This window comes from Allobosea sp. GW822-FHT03F07, from assembly GCF_058801345.1.
The window spans coordinates 1682396-1703154 of record NZ_JBXAND010000001.1 but is presented as its reverse complement, the minus strand read 5'-3'; the positions used below and the strand labels follow the sequence as shown (position 1 = coordinate 1703154).

Annotated in this window: 24 protein-coding genes; 11 read left to right on the top strand and 13 right to left on the bottom strand. The window is 67.6% G+C overall.

The features are described from left to right. The first annotated feature begins 11 nt into the window (after positions 1–11). Entirely contained in the window at positions 12–914 is a 903-nt protein-coding gene (locus tag AC1RMY_RS08200; protein WP_492863456.1) for a cell wall hydrolase, read from the top strand. Between the two features lie 63 nt (positions 915–977). Here the strand turns inward: AC1RMY_RS08200 and AC1RMY_RS08195 are convergent, their stop codons facing one another. Together AC1RMY_RS08195 and AC1RMY_RS08190 are read right to left on the bottom strand one after the other, a co-directional pair. Continuing rightward, positions 978–2192 carry a DUF2336 domain-containing protein gene (locus AC1RMY_RS08195; RefSeq protein ID WP_492863455.1) on the bottom strand — a complete coding sequence of 405 codons (1215 nt, stop codon included), beginning with the start codon at positions 2190–2192 and terminating at the stop codon, positions 978–980. Then, positions 2189–3292, bottom strand: a complete 1104-nt coding sequence (locus AC1RMY_RS08190) for a lytic transglycosylase domain-containing protein (RefSeq protein ID WP_492863454.1) — start codon at positions 3290–3292, stop codon at positions 2189–2191. The genes AC1RMY_RS08195 and AC1RMY_RS08190 overlap by 4 nt, the downstream gene beginning before the upstream one ends. A gap of 265 nt (positions 3293–3557) precedes the next feature. On the opposite strand from AC1RMY_RS08190, the gene AC1RMY_RS08185 reads away from it, so the two are divergent. From AC1RMY_RS08185 to AC1RMY_RS08175, 3 genes are read left to right on the top strand one after another with little or no spacing between them, the layout of a single operon-like run. Then, on the top strand, positions 3558–4055 hold the full coding sequence (locus AC1RMY_RS08185; protein WP_492863453.1) for a MaoC family dehydratase: 498 nt from the start codon (positions 3558–3560) through the stop codon (positions 4053–4055). Between the two features lie 6 nt (positions 4056–4061). After that, a complete protein-coding gene (locus AC1RMY_RS08180; protein WP_492863452.1) occupies positions 4062–4940 on the top strand; it encodes an HpcH/HpaI aldolase/citrate lyase family protein in 879 nt (292 codons plus the stop codon). Positions 4941–4959: 19 nt separating this feature from the next. Beyond that, complete coding sequence (locus AC1RMY_RS08175; protein ID WP_492863451.1) at positions 4960–5166, top strand: heavy-metal-associated domain-containing protein; 207 nt, start codon at positions 4960–4962, stop codon at positions 5164–5166. Positions 5167–5334: 168 nt separating this feature from the next. Here the strand turns inward: AC1RMY_RS08175 and AC1RMY_RS08170 are convergent, their stop codons facing one another. Further along, positions 5335–5940 carry a flavin reductase family protein gene (locus AC1RMY_RS08170; protein ID WP_492863450.1) on the bottom strand — a complete coding sequence of 202 codons (606 nt, stop codon included), beginning with the start codon at positions 5938–5940 and terminating at the stop codon, positions 5335–5337. 2 nt (positions 5941–5942) lie between these two features. Further along, on the bottom strand, positions 5943–6512 hold the full coding sequence (locus tag AC1RMY_RS08165; protein WP_492863449.1) for a nitroreductase family protein: 570 nt from the start codon (positions 6510–6512) through the stop codon (positions 5943–5945). A 104-nt stretch (positions 6513–6616) separates the two neighbouring features. Between AC1RMY_RS08165 and AC1RMY_RS08160 the strand changes: the two genes are divergently transcribed. Then, positions 6617–7543: an RgsD C-terminal domain-containing protein gene (locus tag AC1RMY_RS08160; RefSeq protein ID WP_492863448.1), complete on the top strand. Its 927-nt coding sequence runs from the start codon at positions 6617–6619 to the stop codon at positions 7541–7543. Between the two features lie 10 nt (positions 7544–7553). Here AC1RMY_RS08160 and AC1RMY_RS08155 read toward each other — a convergent pair whose 3' ends face one another. From AC1RMY_RS08155 to AC1RMY_RS08135, 5 genes are all read right to left on the bottom strand, one after another. Beyond that, positions 7554–8393, bottom strand: coding sequence for an SGNH/GDSL hydrolase family protein (locus AC1RMY_RS08155; protein WP_492863447.1), 840 nt, complete (start codon positions 8391–8393; stop codon positions 7554–7556). After that, a complete protein-coding gene (locus tag AC1RMY_RS08150; protein WP_492863446.1) occupies positions 8318–9517 on the bottom strand; it encodes an OpgC family protein in 1200 nt (399 codons plus the stop codon). Before AC1RMY_RS08150 ends, AC1RMY_RS08155 begins: the two co-directional genes overlap by 76 nt. 232 nt (positions 9518–9749) lie before the next feature. Beyond that, positions 9750–10367: a GDYXXLXY domain-containing protein gene (locus tag AC1RMY_RS08145; protein WP_492863445.1), complete on the bottom strand. Its 618-nt coding sequence runs from the start codon at positions 10365–10367 to the stop codon at positions 9750–9752. Beyond that, complete coding sequence (locus AC1RMY_RS08140; RefSeq protein WP_492863444.1) at positions 10367–11653, bottom strand: DUF2157 domain-containing protein; 1287 nt, start codon at positions 11651–11653, stop codon at positions 10367–10369. Before AC1RMY_RS08140 ends, AC1RMY_RS08145 begins: the two co-directional genes overlap by 1 nt. A gap of 69 nt (positions 11654–11722) precedes the next feature. Continuing rightward, complete coding sequence (locus AC1RMY_RS08135; protein ID WP_492863443.1) at positions 11723–12745, bottom strand: saccharopine dehydrogenase family protein; 1023 nt, start codon at positions 12743–12745, stop codon at positions 11723–11725. 147 nt (positions 12746–12892) lie between these two features. Here AC1RMY_RS08135 and AC1RMY_RS08130 point away from each other — a divergent pair, with 147 nt between their 5' ends. Next, complete coding sequence (locus AC1RMY_RS08130; protein WP_492863442.1) at positions 12893–13486, top strand: TetR/AcrR family transcriptional regulator; 594 nt, start codon at positions 12893–12895, stop codon at positions 13484–13486. A 57-nt stretch (positions 13487–13543) separates the two neighbouring features. Here AC1RMY_RS08130 and thrS read toward each other — a convergent pair whose 3' ends face one another. After that, a complete protein-coding gene (gene thrS, locus AC1RMY_RS08125) occupies positions 13544–15544 on the bottom strand; it encodes a threonine--tRNA ligase (protein ID WP_492863441.1) in 2001 nt (666 codons plus the stop codon). Positions 15545–15806: 262 nt separating this feature from the next. Between thrS and AC1RMY_RS08120 the strand changes: the two genes are divergently transcribed. Then, the gene (locus AC1RMY_RS08120; RefSeq protein ID WP_492863440.1) at positions 15807–16034 is read left to right on the top strand and encodes a cysteine rich repeat-containing protein; all 228 of its coding nucleotides are present in this window, start codon (positions 15807–15809) and stop codon (positions 16032–16034) included. Here AC1RMY_RS08120 and yidD read toward each other — a convergent pair. Next, positions 16031–16333, bottom strand: coding sequence for a membrane protein insertion efficiency factor YidD (yidD, locus tag AC1RMY_RS08115; protein WP_492863579.1), 303 nt, complete (start codon positions 16331–16333; stop codon positions 16031–16033). The genes AC1RMY_RS08120 and yidD overlap by 4 nt on opposite strands. Before the next feature lie 82 nt (positions 16334–16415). On the opposite strand from yidD, the gene AC1RMY_RS08110 reads away from it, so the two are divergent. Further along, complete coding sequence (locus AC1RMY_RS08110) at positions 16416–17162, top strand: phosphatase PAP2 family protein (protein WP_492863439.1); 747 nt, start codon at positions 16416–16418, stop codon at positions 17160–17162. Positions 17163–17193: 31 nt separating this feature from the next. Here AC1RMY_RS08110 and AC1RMY_RS08105 read toward each other — a convergent pair whose 3' ends face one another. Further along, the gene (locus tag AC1RMY_RS08105; protein ID WP_492863438.1) at positions 17194–17646 is read right to left on the bottom strand and encodes an iron-sulfur cluster assembly scaffold protein; all 453 of its coding nucleotides are present in this window, start codon (positions 17644–17646) and stop codon (positions 17194–17196) included. A gap of 181 nt (positions 17647–17827) precedes the next feature. Here AC1RMY_RS08105 and folE point away from each other — a divergent pair, with 181 nt between their 5' ends. The 3 genes from folE (at position 17828) to AC1RMY_RS08090 (ending at position 20163) form a co-directional block, all read left to right on the top strand. Further along, entirely contained in the window at positions 17828–18469 is a 642-nt protein-coding gene (gene folE, locus AC1RMY_RS08100; RefSeq protein ID WP_492863437.1) for a GTP cyclohydrolase I FolE, read from the top strand. 86 nt (positions 18470–18555) lie between these two features. Beyond that, complete coding sequence (hisI, locus tag AC1RMY_RS08095; RefSeq protein WP_492863436.1) at positions 18556–18960, top strand: phosphoribosyl-AMP cyclohydrolase; 405 nt, start codon at positions 18556–18558, stop codon at positions 18958–18960. Between the two features lie 231 nt (positions 18961–19191). Then, positions 19192–20163, top strand: coding sequence for a patatin-like phospholipase family protein (locus AC1RMY_RS08090; RefSeq protein ID WP_492863435.1), 972 nt, complete (start codon positions 19192–19194; stop codon positions 20161–20163). A 34-nt stretch (positions 20164–20197) separates the two neighbouring features. Here the strand turns inward: AC1RMY_RS08090 and AC1RMY_RS08085 are convergent, their stop codons facing one another. Next, on the bottom strand, positions 20198–20629 hold the full coding sequence (locus AC1RMY_RS08085; RefSeq protein WP_492863434.1) for a CBS domain-containing protein: 432 nt from the start codon (positions 20627–20629) through the stop codon (positions 20198–20200). Between the last annotated feature and the right edge of the window lie 130 nt (positions 20630–20759).

Sequence of the window (20759 nt, the reverse complement as noted above, 5' to 3'; positions counted from 1 at the left end):
GAGGTTGCCGCATGAAGCGGACCGTGATCGCTACGAATGCCGTCCGCTCCATCGGTATGAGCCGCCACCATCGTAAAGCGATCCCGCTTTTGATTGCACTGGCAGCACCGGCGCTGGGCGCCTGCAGCATGTCTCCCGTCGAGACCGCCTCGAGCAACGCCGCTCCCGCGACGAAGCACGCCCTGGAGGCCCGCAAGCGCGCCGTCGCCCTCGCGAAGGCCGACCCGCGCGAGAAGGAATGCCTCGTCCGCGCCATGTATTTCGAATCGAGCCGTTCGAGCGAGGCCGGCCTGCTCAGCGTCGGCACGGTCGTGATGAACCGGGTCGAATCGCCGCGCTACCCCGAGACCATCTGCGGCGTCGTCGGCGCACCGCGCCAATTCGCCGCCGGCGTGCTGACCCGCCCGATGGCTGCCCGCGACCTGCCGAAGATCGAGGCCATCGCGGAGAACATCCTCGACGGCCGGCGCAACGAGGCGATCGGAAATGCCAAGCACTTCCATATGGCCGGGCTGCGCTTCTCCTATCCCAACATGCACTATGTGCAGGTTGCGGGCGGAAACGCCTTCTATGTGAAGGGCGAACGGCCCGAGCGCCGTCGCATCGAGGAGCCGAGCTATCAGCTCGCTTCGGCCTCCACGCCCGTCCCCGTCGCCACCGGCTCTTCCACGGTATCGACCTCCTTCGCCGCCGCTCCGCTCGCTTTCGCGCCGCAGGCGCCGGCGGCGCCCGTGCTCGCAAGCTCGGCCCTGACGCTCGTCAAGAACGCACCGCTGCCGCCAGGCCGGCCTATCGATCTCGACCTGCCGCGCAAGCCGATGCGCGCCTTCGTCGCTCCGCCGAAGAACGACACCCGTCTGGCTGCGCTGATGCCGGACTCCCGAGGCCTTCGCGGCGGCCTGCCGCAGGATTGATCGGCACCGCCCCCTCGTCAGCCGGCCGCGCCGGGCAGGCACAAGCGTCACTGACAGTGATGCTCAGGCCGCCTGCCTGATATCCGCGATGTCCAGCTCGACCAGCAGGGCCGGATCGGCTTCGACGAGATAGGCCAGTGCGGCATCGTCCGCGAGGCTGTCGGCCATGGCCCTCGCCTCTTCACGCGCGGCTTCGGCATCCATGCGGCGCAGCAGGCCCGTCAGCGCCTCGGTGCCGGAGCCGTCCAGGCTCTCGCAGGCGATCAGCACCTCGCGCAGCAGTGTCCGGTCGATGCCGCGCCCCGCCCCGCCGGCATCGAAACCGCGCGCGTTCAGGGCCGCTATGGCGGCGGTGAAGGCGGGCTGGAGCGAGGCCGGCAAGCCGGCCTTGCGGTAGAGCGCCTTGAGACCGGCGCCACGACGATCGCGCAGCAATGCGGCGACGCGAGGCGCCGGCAAATCGGACAGGGCAACGAAGGCCGCTTCCGCCAAGGCCGGCTCGCCGCTGAGCAGGGAGCGCAGCATCAGGCCGGGCGTCAGCCGCCCATTGGCCCGCAGCACCTCGACGATGGCCGGCGCGTCGCTGTCCTCGCCGCCGGCCGCGAGCGCGACGGCGACACGTTCGGTCGATTCGCGCGCGAGCCTCGCGCTGCGCTCGGGCGTCAGCCAGCCGCAGCCCGTGACGAAGCTCGCCAATGCGTCGGAGACCTTGGCCGCGATGGACTGCCTCAGCCCGGCAGGGAGATCGGTTCGCGCCAACAGCGCCTCGCGCAGCGCGCCGCAGTCACCGGCACGCTCGACCATGCGCTCCAGCGAGAAATCGGGAATATCGGCCGTGCGGTTGCCCGCAAGCGTGACCAGCGCCTCATCGCCGCCGACCTCGGCCAGCGCCGCACAGACGCCGGCCGAAAGGTGCGGCCGCATCGCGATGGCGCGCTGGGCCAGCATGTCGCCGATCGCGGCGGCATCGACCAGATCGGCTTCGGTCAGGACAGGCGAATGAGCGAGCATGAGGGCCGCGACATCGCTCTGCTCCGCGATCAACCCGAGCACGAGATTGCGCGGCGCGCGCGGCGACGCCGCCATTTCCTCTGCGATGGCGCGACGCACCCGCGGTGAGGGATCGTCGATCAGCGCGATCAGTGCCGTCTCGGCCTCGGCGCGATCCTCCTCGGCCATTCCGGAACGCAGATAGGCGCCGGCCAGCGCAGCCGCGCCGTTGGCACGCTCCTCGGCATTCGCCGTGCGAGTCCAGAGCAGGAAGCGGCGAACGATCATGTGCCGCTCCGCTGGGTCATGAAGGAGGAGAGGTCCAGCGGCGCGCGGCGCGCCCGGCTCGCGGGACGCTCCTGCGCGGAAGTGCCGGGCTGCGTCAGCTCGACCGGCCGTGAAGGCGGCAGCGGCGCATTGACCGCCCTCGCCGCCGAGGCGGAGGCGTTGGCTGCGGCGGCGTCCGATGCCGTCGGCGCGATCGCCGTCGCGTCGGACTTCGTCTGGCGCGGGAAATAGCGGTCGGCCGGATCGAGCGCGGCGGTGCGTGAGCCATCGGCACGTGGCGTCGCCCAGAGATTGGCGACCGCCTGCGAGACCGGCGCCCGTGAGCCTTCTGTCGAGAAAAGGCCGATCAACCCCTTGGCCCGCCCCGGCTGGAGCGCAGCGGCGATCTCGACCGGCTTGTCGCCGCCCTGCCCTGCGCTCGCGGATTGTCCCGTCGTCGGCTGGCTTGTCGCCGTCGCTGCCGCGAGCTGCGTGTTGGCATGGCTCGCGGCCAGCACGCCATAGACCTCCTGCGCGCTGCGCGCCCGGCCGGCCTTGTCGAAGAAGATGCCGCGATTGGCGGCGGCGGCCTCCGGAAAATCCTTCGCCGCGGCGCGTGTCGGATCGCTCGCCGCGGTCTTGATCAGGTCGGAAGCGCCGCGCGCACCGAGCACATGGGCCATGTAGAGCTCGCCGGCATGGGGCTGGCGGCCGAGCGCACCGGTGAGCTGCTCGCGGTTCTTCTGGGTCAGCGCGCCCGCCATCACGGCGGCGACCTGCGGATCCTTGCGCAGCTCGAGGATCTTTTCGCGCGCCGCGGGATCCGCGACGGTCAGGCGGCCGCTCGTCTCGCTGATCGCGTCCGCATAGCTGGAGAGCCCCTGTTTCGGCCCCTCCTGCTTGACCATCGAAAGCCAGGTCTGCTCGATGAACTGAAACAGGCCGGTCGCGCTCGATGTCTTCGCCTTGGCGTCGGGCTCCAGAGAGGATTCGCGCTGCGCCGTCTTCAGCAGGTAGTCGAAGCCGGCCCCGGTCTTGGCCGCGCCGTCGCGAATGGCGCTGACCACCGGATTGGCCGGCGAGGTGGCTTCTCGCGTCTGCGGTGTGGAGAACAGGAACATCGAGTCACTCGGGCGAACCCGCCGCCAGCGGCCTGCCGCATGACGCTGCGGCGCTGTGTGGAGAGTGGCTCGATTATGGTAAGCGAACGGTTAATCGCGATGAATCGCCCTGACATTGTGCGAAGAGGCGGGGTCGGTTTTTTCGGATGAGCAAGCCGCTGAAACGTCTAGAAGCGATCAGGTTTTTCGCACACGGCCGAAACGGTCCGTATGCGACGCGGTCCAGGGCGGCCCGGCCGCCGCTACAACGCCACGGAGGATGTCGATGCCGGAAATGAAGCGCCACAAGCGCGGCGGGATCTATTTCGAGGATTTCGAGGTTGGCGCCATCATCGAGCACGGGCTTACCCGCACCGTGACGCAGATGGACAACATGCTGTTCTCGAACATGACCCTCAACCCGCAACCCCTTCATATCGATGCGCATTTCTGCGCGACCGAGACTGAATGGGGCAAGCCGCTGATGAACTCGCTGTTCACGCTCGGGCTGATGATCGGAATCTCGGTCAACGACACCACGGTCGGCACGACGATTGGCAATCTCGGCATGACCGACGTCACCTTCCCGGCTCCGCTCTTCGAAGGCGACACGATCAACTGCACCACCGAGATTGTCGCCAAGCGCGAATCGCGCTCGCGGCCAGATGCCGGCATCGTCGAGTTCCATCACCGCGCCTACAAGCAGGACGGCACGCTGGTCGCACAGTGCCGGCGCCAGGCCTTCATGCGCCGGCACCCCGCCCCTGCAACCGTCGCGGTCTGATATCTGATGCGCTCGCTTCTCTTCGTTCCCGGCGACAGCCCCCGCAAGCAGCAGAAGGGCCTCGACAGCGGCGCCGACGCGCTGATCCTCGACCTTGAGGATTCCGTCGCACTCGACGCCAAGCCCAACGCCCGCGAGGTCACTCGCGCCTTCCTGGAGGCGAGCCGCGCCCTGCCCCGGCGGCCGCGCCTGATCGTGCGCATCAACGCGCTATCGACCGGGCTGACGGAAGACGATCTCGACGCGGTCATGCCGGGGGCGCCGGATGCGATCATGCTGCCGAAATCGGAAGGCGGGGTCGATGTCGGCCATCTCGCCGCCAAGATCGCGGTGCGCGAGGCCGAGAGCGACCTGCCCGATGGCGGGACCAAAATCATCCCGATCGCGACCGAGACGGGCAAGGGCATCTTCGGCCTAGGCAGCTATGCCGGGGCGACGCACCGGCTCGCCGGCCTGACCTGGGGCGCCGAGGATCTCTCGGCCGATCTCGGCGCCGAGACCAACCGGCTGGAGAGCGGTGTCTACACCGATCCGTACCGCCTCGCCCGCTCGCTGACGCTGTTTGCGGCAGCCGCGGCCCAGGTCGATGCGATCGATACCGTCTTCACCGCCTTCCGCGATGCCGAGGGCTTCCGGGCCGAGTGCCTTGCGGCGCGGCGCGACGGCTTCACCGGCAAGATGGCGATCCACCCCGACCAGGTCGCTCCGATCAATGAGATCTTCGCGCCCTCGCCGGAGACCTTGGCGCGGGCGGAGGCGATCATCGCGCTGTTCGAGGCCAATCCCGGCGTCGGCGTGATCGGGCTGGATGGCGAAATGCTGGATCGCCCCCATCTTGTTAGGGCGCAGCGCGTCAGGGCACGCGCTGAGAAGCTGGCTGAATGAACCGCTGGAGGCGATTCGAATGACACGGGTTTTCGAGGTTTCGGGGATGCATTGCGGCGGCTGCCTGTCGCGGGTGCAGCAGGCCGCGACCAGGCTCGCTCCGGGAACGACGGTCACGCTCGATCCGCCCCGTATGACACTGCCTGAGCGCGCCGCGATCGGCGCCGATGCAATCAATGCGGCGCTTGCGCCACTCGGCGACTATCGCGTGAGGCCCGCCAGCTAGCGCACCCGATCTCGCCAGAGCGCCGTCATCCCGGACAAGCTGCGTAGCAGCGCCGCTCCGGGATCCATCGTAGAGTTCCGGAGCCTTCCGATAGATCCCGGGGCAGGCCCGGGATGACGCCGTGTCTCCGTGCAGCTGGGCTACGGGCCGTAGCCAGTCCGCGACGCCCTAACCGCCCGGCGGGCGCTGGATCGAGAAGAGGTGGTCGACCTCGGCATAGTCGGCGTAGCCGCAGCGCGCGATCGGATGGGCCGCGACCGTGTCGAAGCGCCCGTCGCGGATGAAGGCGTCGTCCATGAAGATGCCGACGACCTGCCCGAGCACCATCCAGCGTTCGACGCTGTTGCCGTCGAGATCCACCAGTTGCTGCACCGAGAGCAGCTTGCATTCGAGCGCGGCCGGGCTCGCCGCGACGCGCGGCGGCCTGACGAATTTCGATGCCGCCATCTCGAGCCCGGCATGGCCGTATTCACTGGTGCCGCGCGCCAGCGGCGCCGAGGTCTGGTTCATCTGATGGGCGAGCGCCTTGGTCACCAGCGAGCAGGTGAATTCGCCGGTCTCCTCGACGAAGGCGATCGCGTCCTTCTTGCCCTCAGACGAGAACATCACGATATGCGGCCGCGTCGAGACGGCGTTGAAGAAGCTGTAGGGCGAGAGATTGACCTCGCCCTGCGCGCTCATCGCCGTGATCCAGCCGATAGGGCGCGGCGTCACGATCGCCTTGAAGGGATCATGGCCCAGGCCGTGATCCTGCAGCGCCGGCGAATAGATCATGTTCAGGCCCCGTAATGGCTGACGATATCGGCGAGCACCGGCCGGTCCCGGTCCGAGGGAACCGATGTCGCCGTGCCCAGATGCACGAAGCCGGCGATGCGTTCGCTGGCCGAGAGCCCGAAGGCGTCGAGCACGCCGCGGTCGAAGGAGAACCAGTTCGTCAGCCAGCTGCCCGAAAAGCCCATCGCCTGCGCGGCGACGAGCATCGTCATGCAGACGGCCCCGGAAGTGAGCTCCTGCTCCCATTCCGGAATCTTGACATGCGGCCCCGCACGCGAGACGACAGCGATGATGACGGGCGCGTGCAGCAGGCGGTTGCGCTCGAACTCGACCTGTTCGGGCCGGGCGTCGGGATTGCGGGCGCGAAACGCCTCCGCCACCACCTCGGCGGCCTTGGCGCGGCCCTCCCCCGAGAACACGATGAAGCGCCAGGGCACCAGCTTGCCGTGATCCGGCACGCGCGAGGCGATCGTCAGAAGCTCGTCGAGCTGCGAGGCATCGGGGCCGGGCGCGGTCAGGAATTGCGGCGGCACCGAACGGCGCAGCTTGAGCAGGGAAAGCGTATCGGTCATGAAGCATCCGGATGTGGGGAACTGCCTCAGACCTAATGTCTTGCCATGATGAGGACAAGCGAGCCTGCTGAGACGTGAACGCACGGGTACCGAGGGCTGTGAGCATGCTTGAATTTGACGGGTTTGAAGGAGGGCGCCGATTGGCTGCGAGCCTGCTCGCGACCGCGCTCGCCCTGCAACCCGCTCTGGCCTCGGCCCAGGTCCAGCCGGCGATGCAGCCGCCGGCGCTGGGCAGCGGAATCGCCCCGCCGCCGGCTCAGCCCACCCAGTCCCAGACCACCTCACTGGCCTCGCTCTCCTTGGCAGCGCAGTTCGCCAGCGACCGCAAGCCAATCCGCTCCGGCCTCGTCTGGCGCATCCTGAGCGAGACGGCGGACGGCTCTCCGCCGCGCATCGTCGCGCGCTCGACGGATGCCCAGCCGGTCTTCTCGCTGGAGCCGGGCACCTATCTGCTGCACGCCGCCTATGGCTTCGCCAGCGGCACGAAGCGCATCACGCTCGGTCCGATGGGGCTGCGCGACCAGATCGCGATCAGCGCGGGAGGGCTCTCGCTCGCGGGCTCGATCGGCGATGCGCCGATCGCACCGGCCCAGCTCAGCTTCCAGATCTTCGTGCCGCTGCAGGGCAATTCGGAAGGCAGGCTCGTTGCCAATGCCAAGGGCGGCGAGTTGATCCGCCTGCCGGAGGGCACCTATCACGTCGTCTCGACCTATGGCGATTCCAACGCGATTCAGCGCGCCGATGTGAAGGTCGAGTCCGGCAAGGTCACCGATGCGACGCTGCATCACCGCGCCGCCCGCGTCACGCTCAAGCTGGTCGCGGCCCCCGGCGGCGAAGCCTTTGCCGGGACGGCCTTCAGCGTGCTGACGCCCGGCGGCGACGTCATCCGCGAAGCCATCGGCGCCTTCCCGCAGGTCATCCTGGCGGAAGGCGACTATGTGCTGATCGCCCGGCAGGAGGGCCAGGTCCACTCGCGCGACTTCAAGGTGGAATCGGGCCTCGATCGTGACATCGAGGTGCTGGCGCGCTGAAGCTGCGGCGTCAGTTGGTCGCTTTCCCAGCAGCGATTTCCGGCTTGGCGCCGGTCAGGGTGCCGACGATGCCGTCGGCGATGCGGATGGCGAGGCAGCGATAGGCGGCGTCGACCATATGGGTGCCGTCCATTCCGACCAGTTCCTCGGGCGTGAAGCGCTTCGAGCGGGCCCAATCGCGCATCATTCCGTAGCGCGGGAAGATCGCGACGCCATTTTCGTCGGCCGTCTTCTTCAAAACCGCCCGGTAGTCGTCATAACGGGGATAGCGGCTTTCGCGCGACAGCCAGGGCAGGTCCATCATCACCATGTCGATGCCGGCCGCCTGGACCTTCTGGATGCCCTTGCGCAGGATCTTGGCGAGCTTTTCCTCGCTGACATGGTTGATCGCGTCATTAACCACGGTCTGCCAGATGACCACCGAAGGGTTCTGCTCGACGACATCCGCGTCCATCCGCAGCAGCATCTCATAGGCCGACTGGCCGCCGACGCCTTTGTTGATGACCGTGACGTCCGCGTTCGGCAATCGCCGGCGCAACTCGTCCTGCAGCACGGCGGGATAGGCCCTGTCCTCGGCGCTGGCCCCGGCTCCGGCCGTCGTCGATGAGCCGATCGCGACGATCGTGAGCTTGCCCGTCTCGCGCAATGCCTTCTGGGCTGCCGGCAGGGCGGGCAGGAAAGCGGGCTGGGCCGCACCCGAACGGCAACGAGCATCGGAGTTCGGAGCAGCCAGTTTCGGCGTCGCCGATGCAACGCCCAAGCCCGCGAAGAAGGTCAGAGCTGCGCCGAAGCCCGCCGCGGCGATGCGGACCGATCTGCTGCGCCGGAGAGCGTGATCGACTGGTACCACGTCAAAAACATCCCTAAACCGACCAGCAATGTAATACCCGTGGCGCAAACGAGCAACTGAGGTCCCAGCGCGAAGCCGGTTTCCGCCAGGATGATCTGGCCCGCAATCGCCAGAACCGTTCCGGCGCAGAACACGTCGAGCGAGTGGCGTCCGACGACGGCGAGCGTCCGGCCGATGACATTGCGCAGCATGCCCTCGCCTGCGGGCAGCCAGCGCATGGCGAGCCAGGCCAGCGCCGCGACATGCAGCAGGCGGCTCCAGGCCAGATTGGTCTTGTCCGAACCGAGCTGCACCGAGTCGAACCACTCGTTGAGCATTGCGATGCCCAGCGGATTTCCGGACGAGGTCTTGGCGGTGTAGGCGAAGACGAGGAAAGCCACCGCCAGCGCATCGAGCCAGGGCAGGCGCGGCGCGGCGAGGCCGCGTTGCGCGGCGCAACCCAGGATGACGCCTAAGGTGAAGACGACCTGCCAGGCGAAGGGATTGAAGAACCAGCCCGCCGCATGAACGTTCGTCAGGTTCAGGCCGAACCAGAGCGCAGCCTGCCAGATCGCGAGCGAGATCAGCAGCGCTCCCAGCGGGCTGGCCCGCGCGGCCAGATAGATTGCCGGGAAAGCTGTGAGCAGCACGATGTAGAGCGGCAGGATGTCGAGATAGGACGGCTGGTAGCGCAATGTCAGGACGTCGATCAGCGCCGCGAACGTGTCCGAGAAGAAGGGCTGGATATTGATCGCCTCGACATAGAGCGGGTTCTGCGTGCGCGTCACCGCGGCCGCGACCACGCCGCAGACGATGATGAACACGGCGATATGCGCGATATAGAGCGTCCAGATCCGCGCGCCGATCTTCAACGCACCGACGCCCAGGCCGCGCCGTTCGATCAGGTTGCCATAGGCCAGCGTCGCCGAGACGCCAGCGAGCAGCACGAAGGCGTCCGCACCATCCGAAAAGCCGAAATTATGCGGCATGTAGCCGGCGATGACATTCCCCGGCATGTGGTTGATGAAGATGATCAGCAGCGCCAGCCCGCGGATCACATCGATGCGCGCGTCCCGCTGCGCCGGGGACGGCGCGCCTTCCGGGCCATGGCCCAGCAACAGGAATCGGGAAAGCGCCTGCGTCACGAGTGGCGTCCGGAATGGGTTGGCGGAACCTCTGGAGAGAACGAGCCACAGCGGGGCGGGTTCCCGAACATGAACGGAACCTATCACGCCCGTTCATCTGCCGTTCATAAAGCAGATTGGTTTCCGCGTCATTAATGCCTCGCTTCACAAGCCTGTGTAGCCGACCTACGCGGGCAGCCGGCCGAGGCGAGAGCGCCGCAGGCGTGGCGGGAAATGGCGAAGGAATGCGCCCCTAATAGGGCGGCTCGGCATAGACGAGCTTGCCGTCGATCAGCAGGCGCTTGATCGCGGCCTCGCCTGAGGCGGAAACGGCGGCGACCACCTCGATCCGGGCCCGCGGCGTGGTCTCGATGGCGCGCCCCTCGCCCTGCGGCACGAAATAGCTCTCCAGCCCATAGGCGATCCGCAGGCGCCGCCGCCCGGAGGCGCAATCGGCCTCGCCGGCATCGTTCAGCGCGCAGGCCCCTGTCGACTGGACCCGCCCGGCGATGACGACCTCGCCATTGGCCGGCGCCGGACGCGTCCGGGCGACAGAACGGGCCTGGGCGAAGCCCTCCCCGTCGCGCGTCAATGTCACGAACACGGCATCGCCGCGCTTGAAGCCGCCCTCGACCCCAGCGGAACCTTCGACCGTGCTGATCGGATAGGCCAGCACGACATAATCACCACGAAAAAGATCGCGCGGATCGACCGGGACGGTCTTGAGCCGGACCTCAGCCCCGCTGCGCAGGATGCCGGCCCGGCTCTCGACCAGAGCGAGCAGGCCGCCGCTGAGGAGCAGCATCGCGGCCAGTGCCCGCCAGAGCAGCGGCACTCGTCTGATCAGCGGATCGGCGGACGGAACGCGCATCAGGCTGCCTCCCCGACCGGCCGGGTGAGACGCGCGAACAGCCGCCTTGCCCCGCTCGCCAGCCCGAGCAGGACGACGCCGGCGACGAGGAAGAACAGCGACTGGTCGAGCAAGGTGCCGATCGTCTGCCAAAGCAGGACCAGGATCGCGAGGCCGAACATGCCCGAGCCGGCCAGCGTCAACCGCCTCACCCCGCCGGTAACGCCCGCGACGACGAGCCCGATCGCAGCCGACAGCACCAGGCTGGCGACGATGACCTTGCCGGGCAGGCCGACGACGACGCCGCTCCAGAACACCGGCGGCACCAGCAGCGCCAGGATCAGCGCGACGGCCAGCGGCCATGCGAAACGCTTCTCGCGCGCGAGCGCCGCCGCGCCAGCGATCAGGAGCAGCGCAACGGCATAGGCCGCGTAGTTCAGCCAGATCGCCGTGCCGGCCCGCGACTCGCGCGGATCGAGAATCCGGATCAGCTCGATGTTGAGGACGAACACCAGCGCGAATAGCCCCCAGGGCAGGCAGGAGGTCAGCAACGCCGGCCCGCCGCGATCGAGCGCCCAACCGCCGAGCGCGACATAGGCAGCCGAGACGGCCAGCGCATAGGCGAGGAGGCCGTAGTCGAACCGGCTGTTCATCCAGTCGCCCGGCAGCAGGGCGAGCCAGAGCCCGAGCGCGAGTACCGCCAGATGGTGCACCAGCCGGTTGCTGCGCGACAAGGCGAGCCACAAGGCCGGAATGTAGACCAGGAGGAAGGGCAGATGGATCGCGCCCTGGCTCTCCTGCCAGCGCCCGACGCTCCAGGCGCAGAGCGCCACGAAGGCAATGGCGAGCGCCCCGTTCGAGCGCAGCAGGAAGGCGACGACGATCGCCCCGAGCCCGACCAGAAGAGCACCGGCAGGCCAATCCGCCGGCAGGTGATACATCTGGCCGATCAGGGCGATGCCTGCCCCGAAGACGAGGACGCCGCAGGTCGCGGCTGCATCCGCGCCCATGGACGAACCCTTGCCCTCCAGCCTGGCGGCGATGCCGAGCGCCGTGACGACGCCGATCACGATCATCGCCAGCTTGACGAGCCGCGGGATCGCCTCCCAGTTCGCCGCCACGAAGGCAGCGACGCTCGACGCGATCAAGAGACCGCCGAACAGCCCTAGCAGGGCCGGCAGCCTGAATCCGCCCTCGGCGGCGATCGAGCGGCGGATGGCGCTGGCGGAATCCGCGTTGAGCAGCCCTTCCCCGACCCAGCGTGTCAGATCGGCATCGAGCCGCTTGCGATAGGACCCCGTCAGCATGCCCGGCAATCTGGCATGAGGACGGGGCGATTGGCGAGAGCCTCCGCGCAGGCCAGTTCGTCGGGCGGCTCAGCCGAGCTCGTACTCCAGATGCTCAGGAGCGAGAGCTGCCAGGAGGCTCGCCGCATCGAAGACCGCTCCGGGCGGATGGGCGCCGGCCATGGCGAAGCGACCCTCGAGCAGGCGCTGCGTCGCCTCGCAGACGAGCGGTGCCGAAACGGCGTAGATGTCTCGTCCGCGCGCCGAGGCATGTCGTCTTTCACCGCCGCGCGTGACGACGATATCGACCTGGAAGCGCTGCTCCGAGCGCCCCGCCTCGTCGGCGGCCTGCGGCGCCGGCGTCTCCGGGTCGCGCAGATCGGTCAGCGCCACGCTGCTCAGCCAGGTCCGGAGTTCACGGGTCTGGATGTGGCCCGCGATCAGGACGATCTCGGAGAACGGCAGTTCGACCAGGGACTGGCGGCCGAGCGCACCGCCGAAGTCCCAGTTCGTCTCGCGGGCCGGCTTCGGTAGCGGCGCGAGTTGCCCATCCGAGACGACCAAACGCTGCGCCGTATTCCGGTCGCCCGTGATCCGCGTGCCGCGGGTCGGATGCCAGCTGTCGAGGCCGATCATGATCTCGATCGCGTCGGCCTTCCCATCGCCGATCGCAGCCGTAACCAGGAGATCGGCCAGGCCGCCATAGAAGCCCATGGCGGGGATCACGGCGACGCCGGCCGCGCGAGCCGGCGCATCGAAGCAGGCGAGCGTGTCGCTCGCGCTGGGCTGTTCGGCCGTCACGTCGAGATAGTGGATGCCGGCGCGCAGGGCGGCCGCCGCGACGGGCTCCGCCGTATCGAGGAACGGACCGGCGCAATTGATCACGGCCTTCGCTCCCGCAAGCGCGCGGTCGAGCGAGGAGGCATCGTCGAGCCCCGCCTGGCGGCGCCGGATGCCCTTCCCGGGAAGCTTCGATTCGAGCGTTGCGACATCGCGGCCGATCGCGATCGGCGTGAGCCCGCGCCGAAGCAGTTCCGCCACGATGAAGCGGCCCGTATGCCCTGCCGCGCCGAATACGGCGACCTCTGTCCCTGTCGTTGCGTTGTTCTGCATGATCCCCTCCATTTCGCTACAGACCTGTATGTTTCGTACATACAGGTCTGTAGCGTGTCAAGCAGGGATGTGCTACGTCATCCCCACATCATGCGGATCGCTTCGGCCCAAGGTGAGCGGCTCCGCGTTTCGCTGCAGGAGGAAGACATGGTCGGAACAGATTTGCGTTCCCACGCCGAGAACCCAGCCGAGGTCAGGGAGCGAATCCTGTCGACCGCCTGCAAGCTCTTCTACGAGCGCGGTGTGCGTGCCGTTGGGGTCGATCTGGTCGTGGCGGAGGCCGGCGTGGCGAAGACGAGCCTCTATCGCCATTTCGGCACGAAGGACGACCTCATCGCCGCGTTCCTCGCCCGCGAGGATGAGGATTTCTGGGGCACCTGGGACCGTGTCGCGCAGGAGCATGGCGCTGCCACAGCCGAGCTCGATGCTCATCTCGGCTGGATCGGCGAGCGCGTCGGGCGCCCGAACTATCGCGGCTGCCCGCAGATCAACGTCGCGGCGGAGTTCCCGGAGTCCGACCATCCCGCGCGCAGGGTCGCGACCGCCCACAAGCGCGAGTTGCGCCGCCGTCTCGCCGGGATCGCCGCGCGGCTCGGCGTCGCCCGCCCGGACGAACTGGCGGGCCAGCTCGCGGTCCTGATCAACGGCGCCTTCGTGAGCTCGCCGATCTTCGAACCCGGCGAAGCGCCCGCCCTGCTCCGGCGCGCGGCGCAGGCGCTCGTAGCGGCGAGCCGCGATTAGGGCAGGCCGAGCCTCGCAGTCGCCGCGGGGCTCGCAACTGCAGTGCGTACCCGGCCGTCAGCGCGCCGACCGCACCGCCTTGATCCGCTTCAGGTCCGGAGGCGTCGCCTCGTCGACCATCGCGGCCAGCATCGCATCGAGGCTCATCACCGTCTGCGCCTGGCTGCCGAGGCGGCGCACGGTGACCGTGCGCTCCTCGGCTTCACGCTTGCCGACGGCGAGGATGACCGGAACCTTGGCCAGCGAATGCTCGCGCACCTTGTAGGAGATCTTCTCGTTGCGAAGATCGGCGCGCGCGCGCAGGCCGGCCGAGAGGCAGGCCATGGTCACGTCCTCCGCATAGGCATCCGCCTCGGAGGTGATCGGCGCGACGACGATCTGCTCGGGGGCGAGCCAGAGCGGGAAATGCCCGGCGAAGTTCTCGATCAGGATGCCGGTGAAGCGCTCGAGCGATCCGCAGATCGCGCGGTGCACCATGACCGGCTGCTTCTTCTCGCCGTCCGAGCCGATATAGAACGCGCCGAACCGCTCAGGCAGGTTGAAGTCGACCTGCGTCGTGCCGCACTGCCAGTCGCGGCCGATGGCGTCGCGCAGGACATATTCGAACTTCGGCCCGTAGAAGGCGCCCTCGCCCGGATTGATCTCGGTCTTGATCCGGTTGCCGGACTGGTGCGCGATCGTCTCCAGCACCTTGGTCATCACCTCCTCGGCATGGTCCCAGAGCGCGTCGGAGCCGACGCGCTTCTCGGGCCGCGTCGAGAGCTTGATGACGAGTTCCTCGGTGAAGCCGAAATCCTCATAGACCGAGAGGATCAGGTCGTTGATCTTCAGGCACTCGGCCGCGAGCTGCTCTTCGGTGCAGAAGATATGCGCGTCGTCCTGCGTGAAACCGCGCACGCGCATCAGCCCGTGCAGGGCCCCCGACGGCTCGTAGCGATGGACATTGCCGAACTCGGCCAGCCGGATCGGCAGGTCGCGATAGCTCTTGAGGCCGTGCTTGAAAATCTGGACATGGCCCGGGCAGTTCATCGGCTTCAGCGCGAAAACCTTCTGGTCCTTGGTCGCATCGTTCGGGTTCTCGAAGGCCGAGGCCGACTTCACCGCGAACATGTTGTCCTGGTACCAGCCCCAGTGGCCCGAGGTCTCCCAGAGCGACTTGTCGAGCACCTGCGGCGCGTTGACTTCCTCATAGTCGGCCGCCAGCCGGCGCCGCATATAGGTCAGGATCTCCTGGAACAGGCGCCAGCCCTTGGAGTGCCAGAACACGACGCCCGGCCCCTCCTCCTGGAAGTGGAACAGGTTCATCTCGCGGCCGAGCTTGCGGTGGTCGCGCTTCTCGGCCTCCTCGATCTGCTTGAGATGGGCGTCGAGATCTTCCTGCCGGGCGAAGGCGGTGCCGTAGATGCGCGTCAGCATCGCGTTGTTGCTGTCGCCGCGCCAATAGGCGCCGGCCGTCTTCATCAGCTTGAAGGCGTTGCCGACCTTGCCGACCGAGGTCATGTGCGGGCCGCGGCAGAGGTCGATCCACTCGCCCTGCTTATACATCTTCAGCGTCTGGTCGGCCGGGATCGCATCGACCAACTCGACCTTGTAGGCTTCGCCCTTCTCGGAGAAGAACGCCTTGGCCTTGTCGCGGCTCCACTCTTCCTTGGTGAAAGGCGCGTCCTTGGCGATGATCTCGCGCATCTTCTTCTCGATGACCGGCAGGTCCTCGGGCGTGAAGGGCTCGTTGCGGGCGAAATCGTAGAAGAAACCGCCCTCGATCACCGGGCCGATCGTCACCTGCGTGCCGGGCCAGAGCGCCTGCACCGCCTCCGCGAGGACATGGGCGCAGTCGTGCCGGATCAGTTCGAGCGCGCGCGGGTCGTCACGCGTCAGGAACTCGATCTTCGAGTCCTTCGCGATCGCATCGCCGAGATCGACGACGACGCCGTCCAGCGCCATCGCCACGGTGCGCTTCAATAGAGAGGGCGAAATGCCGCCCGCGATCTCCTTGCCGGTGATGCCGGAGGGAAATTCGCGCTTGGCGCCGTCGGGAAATGTCAGGGAGATCGTCATCGATCGCGCTCCTGCTCACTCGGGGATACGAACCCCGTAAGTCAAGGCCGGATACATGGGTTAGCTTGTGCGGAGATGTCCGTATCCGGGAGAGGACGCCACCGAGACGCCCCGCCTATACGAGGCGACGCCCGCAGGCAATCGCTTCGCGACGCGGCGCAACAAAACCTGTCGGTTTCGTCATGTTTTCCTCATCGCCCCGCAAGCTGTCGCCGGCATGATGCTGGTTGCCGTCACGATTCAGCCACAGGAGAGCCACGCCGTGATCCGAACTCTCGTCCTCTCAGCCTTCCTCGCCTTCACCGCGCAGCCTCTTCTGGCGCAGGATCGCGCCGCGCTGCGTGACGCCTGCGCCAAGGATGTCGCCACCCTCTGCCCCGGCGTGCAGCCCGGCGGCGGCCGCATCGCGGCCTGCTTCAAGGAAAACGTCTCAAAGCTCTCCGAAGGATGCCGCACCGCGTTGAAAGCCAACGCCAACGCAGCCGATTAGTCCCTCTCCGGCGCGTTGACCCCGCGCCAGCGACCATAGGACCAGGGCCGATACCAGCGCGAGCCCTCGGGCAGCTCCTCGCAGACGAGGTCGATTCCGCTCGTCCCCAGCGGCGTGCAGCGGCAGATCCGCGCGACGCCGACCCAGCCGCCACGCCACAGGCCGAAGCGCTGGATCGCCTCGTCGGTATAGGCCGAACAACTCGGCCAATGCCGGCAATGGCGGCCGACCAGCATCGACAGGCTGAGCTGGTAGCCGCGGATCGCGTAATGAGCGCCACGTCGCGGCGCCCGCTTCAAATGCACCGCCTGCGCGAAAAGACGTGACAAGGCACGCTGCGATGCCCTTTCATCGCGCTCGTCATCAGAGCCGAGATTCGCCATGCATCGCCCCGTTCCGCGACCGCTTCCGTTCCGCCATGGCGCCGCCGCGCTGTGCCTGGCGGCGGGCCTGCTGTCGCTGCCCGCCACCGCGAGCGCCCAGCATCGTACCAACCTGCTCTGGCTCGAGCCGGGCAAGGTCGACATCGCCCGCATCGTCGGGCTGCCGCCCGCGATGAACTCCCCGGAGCACAAGCGCGAGTTCGACGAAGTCATCCAGATCTCGACAACCCGCACGCCCGAACGCGAGAAGGCTGCGATCGCCGACCAGTATCAGACGCTCGCCCGCTTCCTCGAAGGCGCCGGCATCCCTTTTGCGGGCAATGAGCACCGCGAGGTTCGCCTGCTGTTCCGGGAAGCGCAGGTCGAACTCAGCCTCGTGCTGCTCAGCGTGCGTCGGATGACCAATCGCACGCGTCCGTTCTCCGCCTGGAGTAAGGTCCGGGTCAAGCCCTGCCCGGGCGGGCGCCCGGACGGCACCTCCTTCCCCGCCGGCCATGCGGCGACGGCCGCTCTCTATGCCGAACTCCTCACCGAAGCCGCGCCCGAACTCGCCACGAAATTCGAGGAGCGGGTCACCGACTACAATGAGAGCCGCCTCGTCTGCGGCTTCCATTACCGCAGCGATCTCGCCGCCGGCGACAAGGCCGGCCGCGCCGTCGCCAAAGCGCTGCTCGCCGACCGCGCCTTCCGGGCCCGCTTCGACGAAACCAAGGCCGAAACCCGGCTTGCGCTCGGCCTGAAATAGCCCGCGCCGGGATCGAACACGCCCGGAGCGTTCAAGCGACCGCCTGCGGCGCGCGGCGCTTCTGCTCGATCTGACCGATCGCATCGACCACCGCGTCGAAGGTCAGCATCGTCGAGGCATGGCGTGCCTTGTAGTCGCGCACCGGCACCAACACAGCGAGATCGGACCATTTTCCGCTGGGCGGCTCGGCGTTCTCCTTCAGGATCGCCCGGGCCTGCTCGCGCACGGTCCGCAACTCCTCGGCCGTCGAGCCGACGACATGGCGCGCCATGATCGAGGACGAGGCCTGGCCCAGCGCGCAAGCCTTCACCTCATGCCCGAACCCAGTGACGACATCGCCATCCATGGTGACATCGACTGTCACTGTCGAGCCGCATAGTCGCGAATGGGCCTTGGCGGTGGCGTCGGGAGCGGGCAGCCGCTCCAGCAGCGGGATGTTCGCAGCCAGTTCGAGAATTCGCTTGTTGTAGACGTCGCTCAGCATGTCGTGCTCTCCACCGGCCTTGGAATGACCGGCGCTCGTCGCCAATATAGGATGGAAGAGCGGCCGGCGGGAGAGCATCCTCATGGCCGGCTTTTGAGGACGAACTTGTCGCAGCGTCCGTACCGCAGGTCCAAGCGGGCTTGCGCGGTGTATGGCGTGTCATGGTAACGGGAGGCACCACGTGAACCCAGTGGTTAAGTCCTTGTCCGTCGAGCGGGCTCTGAGCCCCTCCGCAGACAAGTTTCTCATCAAGAAGCCGACGCAGGAACAGGCCGAAGAGGCCGTGCGCACGCTCATTCGCTGGGCCGGCGACGACCCGGCGCGGGAAGGTCTGCGCGAGACGCCGCACCGCGTCGCCAAGGCCTACAAGGAATTCTACAAGGGCTATGACGACGACCCGGACGAGATCCTCGATCGCGTCTTCGAGGAGGTCGAGGATTATCAGGACATGGTCCTGGTGCGCGACATCCCGTTCTATTCGCATTGCGAGCACCACATGGTGCCCTTCGTCGGCAAGGCGCATATCGGCTATTATCCGTCCCGGGGCGTCGTCGGGCTCTCAAAGCTCGCCCGCATCGTCGATGTCTATGCCCGCCGCCTGCAGACGCAGGAGACGATGACGGCGCAGATCGCCAAGGTGATCGAGCGGGCGCTGGAGCCGCGCGGCGTCGCCGTGCTGATCGAGGCCGAGCATATGTGCATGTCGATGCGCGGCGTGCAGAAGCAGGGCTCGACGACCATGACGACGCAATATACCGGCCTGTTCAAGGACCCGGCCGAGCAGGTTCGCTTCTTCACCATGGTGAAGTCGCCGGGGCTTTAGCTCTGCCGCTTTGCGATTGGCCGGCGGGTCGGCCGGCCCTACAAGGACGCATCGTCGCGATGCGCCCTTGATCGTTCGGAGCCTTCATGTCCCCCTTTCCTTCCGCCCCCGATAAGACCGCGCTCGAAGAGGGCACCGTTCTCTCTCCTCGCTTTGACGCCAGTGGCCTCGTCACCTGCGTCACCACCGATGCCGCGACCGGCGAGTTGCTGATGGTCGCCCATATGAACGCCGATGCGCTGGCGCGTTCGATCGAGACCGGCGAGGCCTGGTACTGGTCGCGCTCGCGGGGCGAGCTCTGGCACAAGGGCGCGACCTCCGGCCAGATCCAGACCATCGTCGAGATGAGGGTCGATTGCGACCAGGACGCACTTTGGCTGAAGGTGAATGTCGCGGGCGACGGCGGCTGCTGCCATACCGGGCGCCACTCCTGCTTCTACCGCGTCAAGCCGTTGCGCGAGGCCGCCGCCGAACCGCTCGCCTTTGGCTAAGGCCGATCGCCATCATTGGGAAAGTTTTCACCAAGCTTTCATCTTTCCGTCAAAAGCGACCGATATCGGCAAGCTTTTGATCGGCAGTGACGATTTGATCATGGGTTCAAGCGACGCTTCGTCCTCCCCCGGAGGGACAGGCCCATGTTGTGGGAAGACGTCGCGCGGCGAGCCTTTGGACTTGGTGGCGGCGGCCTTGCGAGTGGCGGCTTTGGCGGAGACGGAAGGCCGATGAACGAGATGAGCGCGGATGCGCCCGCGCCGAACGGCCGGCCGAAGATCGGGCTGGCGCTGGGCGGCGGCGCGGCCCGCGGCTGGGCCCATATCGGCGTGCTCGAAGTCTTGGCCGAGGCCGGTTACACGCCGGACGTCATCGCCGGAACCTCGATCGGCGCTGTCGTCGGCGGCTGCTACGCATCGGGCAAGCTGCGGGAACTTGCCGATTTCGCCACCAGCCTGACCAAGCGCCGCGTCGTCGGCCTGATGGATTTCCACATCGGCGGAGCCGGCCTGATCGGCGGCGGACGCCTGAAGCGGCTGCTGGAGCGGGACCTCGCCGGACAACGGATCGAGGAACTGGCGACGCGTTTCGTCGCAATCGCGACCGAACTGGGCACGGGCCACGAGATCTGGCTGACGCACGGCTCCCTGGTCGATGCTCTGGGAGCCTCCTATGCACTGCCCGGCGTCTTCGACCCGGTTAAACTCGGCGGTCGCTGGCTGATGGACGGCGCGCTGGTCAATCCGGTGCCGGTCACCGCGGCGCGCGCGCTCGGTGCCGATGTCGTGATCTGCGTCAACCTGAACAGCGATCTCGCCGGCCGCGGCACCACGATCCAGCACCATCCCGCCGACCCCGATCCCGAGATCCTGCCGGAGCTCGACGTGCGCCCGACCTCGCGCTGGCTCGGTGGCATTACCGGCGCGGCGCGCCGTGTCCGTGGCCTCGTCGGCCGGCAGAACGGTGACCGGCCGGGCCTCGCAGGCGTCATGATCGACGCCTTCAACATCACCCAGGATCGGATCTCGCGCTCCCGCCTGGCCGGCGATCCGCCGGACGTGATGATCGGCCCCAAGCTCGGCCGCATGGGTCTGTTCGATTTCCACCGCGCCGACGAGACGATCGAACTCGGGCGCCAGGCGACGCAACGCTCCCTCGACGACATCGAAGCGGCGATTGCCGCCAGCCGCATCTCCGCCTGACGCTCCGTCTGCGTCCTCAGGCCCGTTTTCTATCTCAGGCCATGGCGATATAGTCGCGCATCGCCCGGCTTTCGGCCTCGATCGCCGCGACGCGATGCTTCACCACGTCGCCGATCGAGACGATGCCGACGACGCGGCCATTCTCGACGACCGGTACATGGCGGAAGCGCCCGGAGGTCATCAGTTCCATCAGTTCGTCGACGCTGGTCTGGGTCCGGCAGGTCACGACCTTGGACGTCATCGCGCGCGAGACCGGACTTTCGAGGGCGGCGGCGCCGTGCTCGCCCAGCGCGCGGATGATGTCGCGCTCGGACAGGATGCCGACCAGAGTCCCGTCCGCCCCCATCACCGCCACGGCGCCGATCCGCCGTTCGGTCAGCGTGCGGATCACCTCGGCCAGGGTGCGATGCGGCTGGACCGAAATGACCTCGTGCCCCTTGTCGCCCAGCAGTTGCTCGACATTCATGGCATCATCCTCCGTGCGGTGGCGCCGTTGTCCGGCGCGCGGGATCGGTCTGCCCCCGCTGCCGCCGACGAAACTCACCTGCCGGGACGGCCTCGGGAACGCTACGAATGGACTAAGTGTGGGGGAAGAC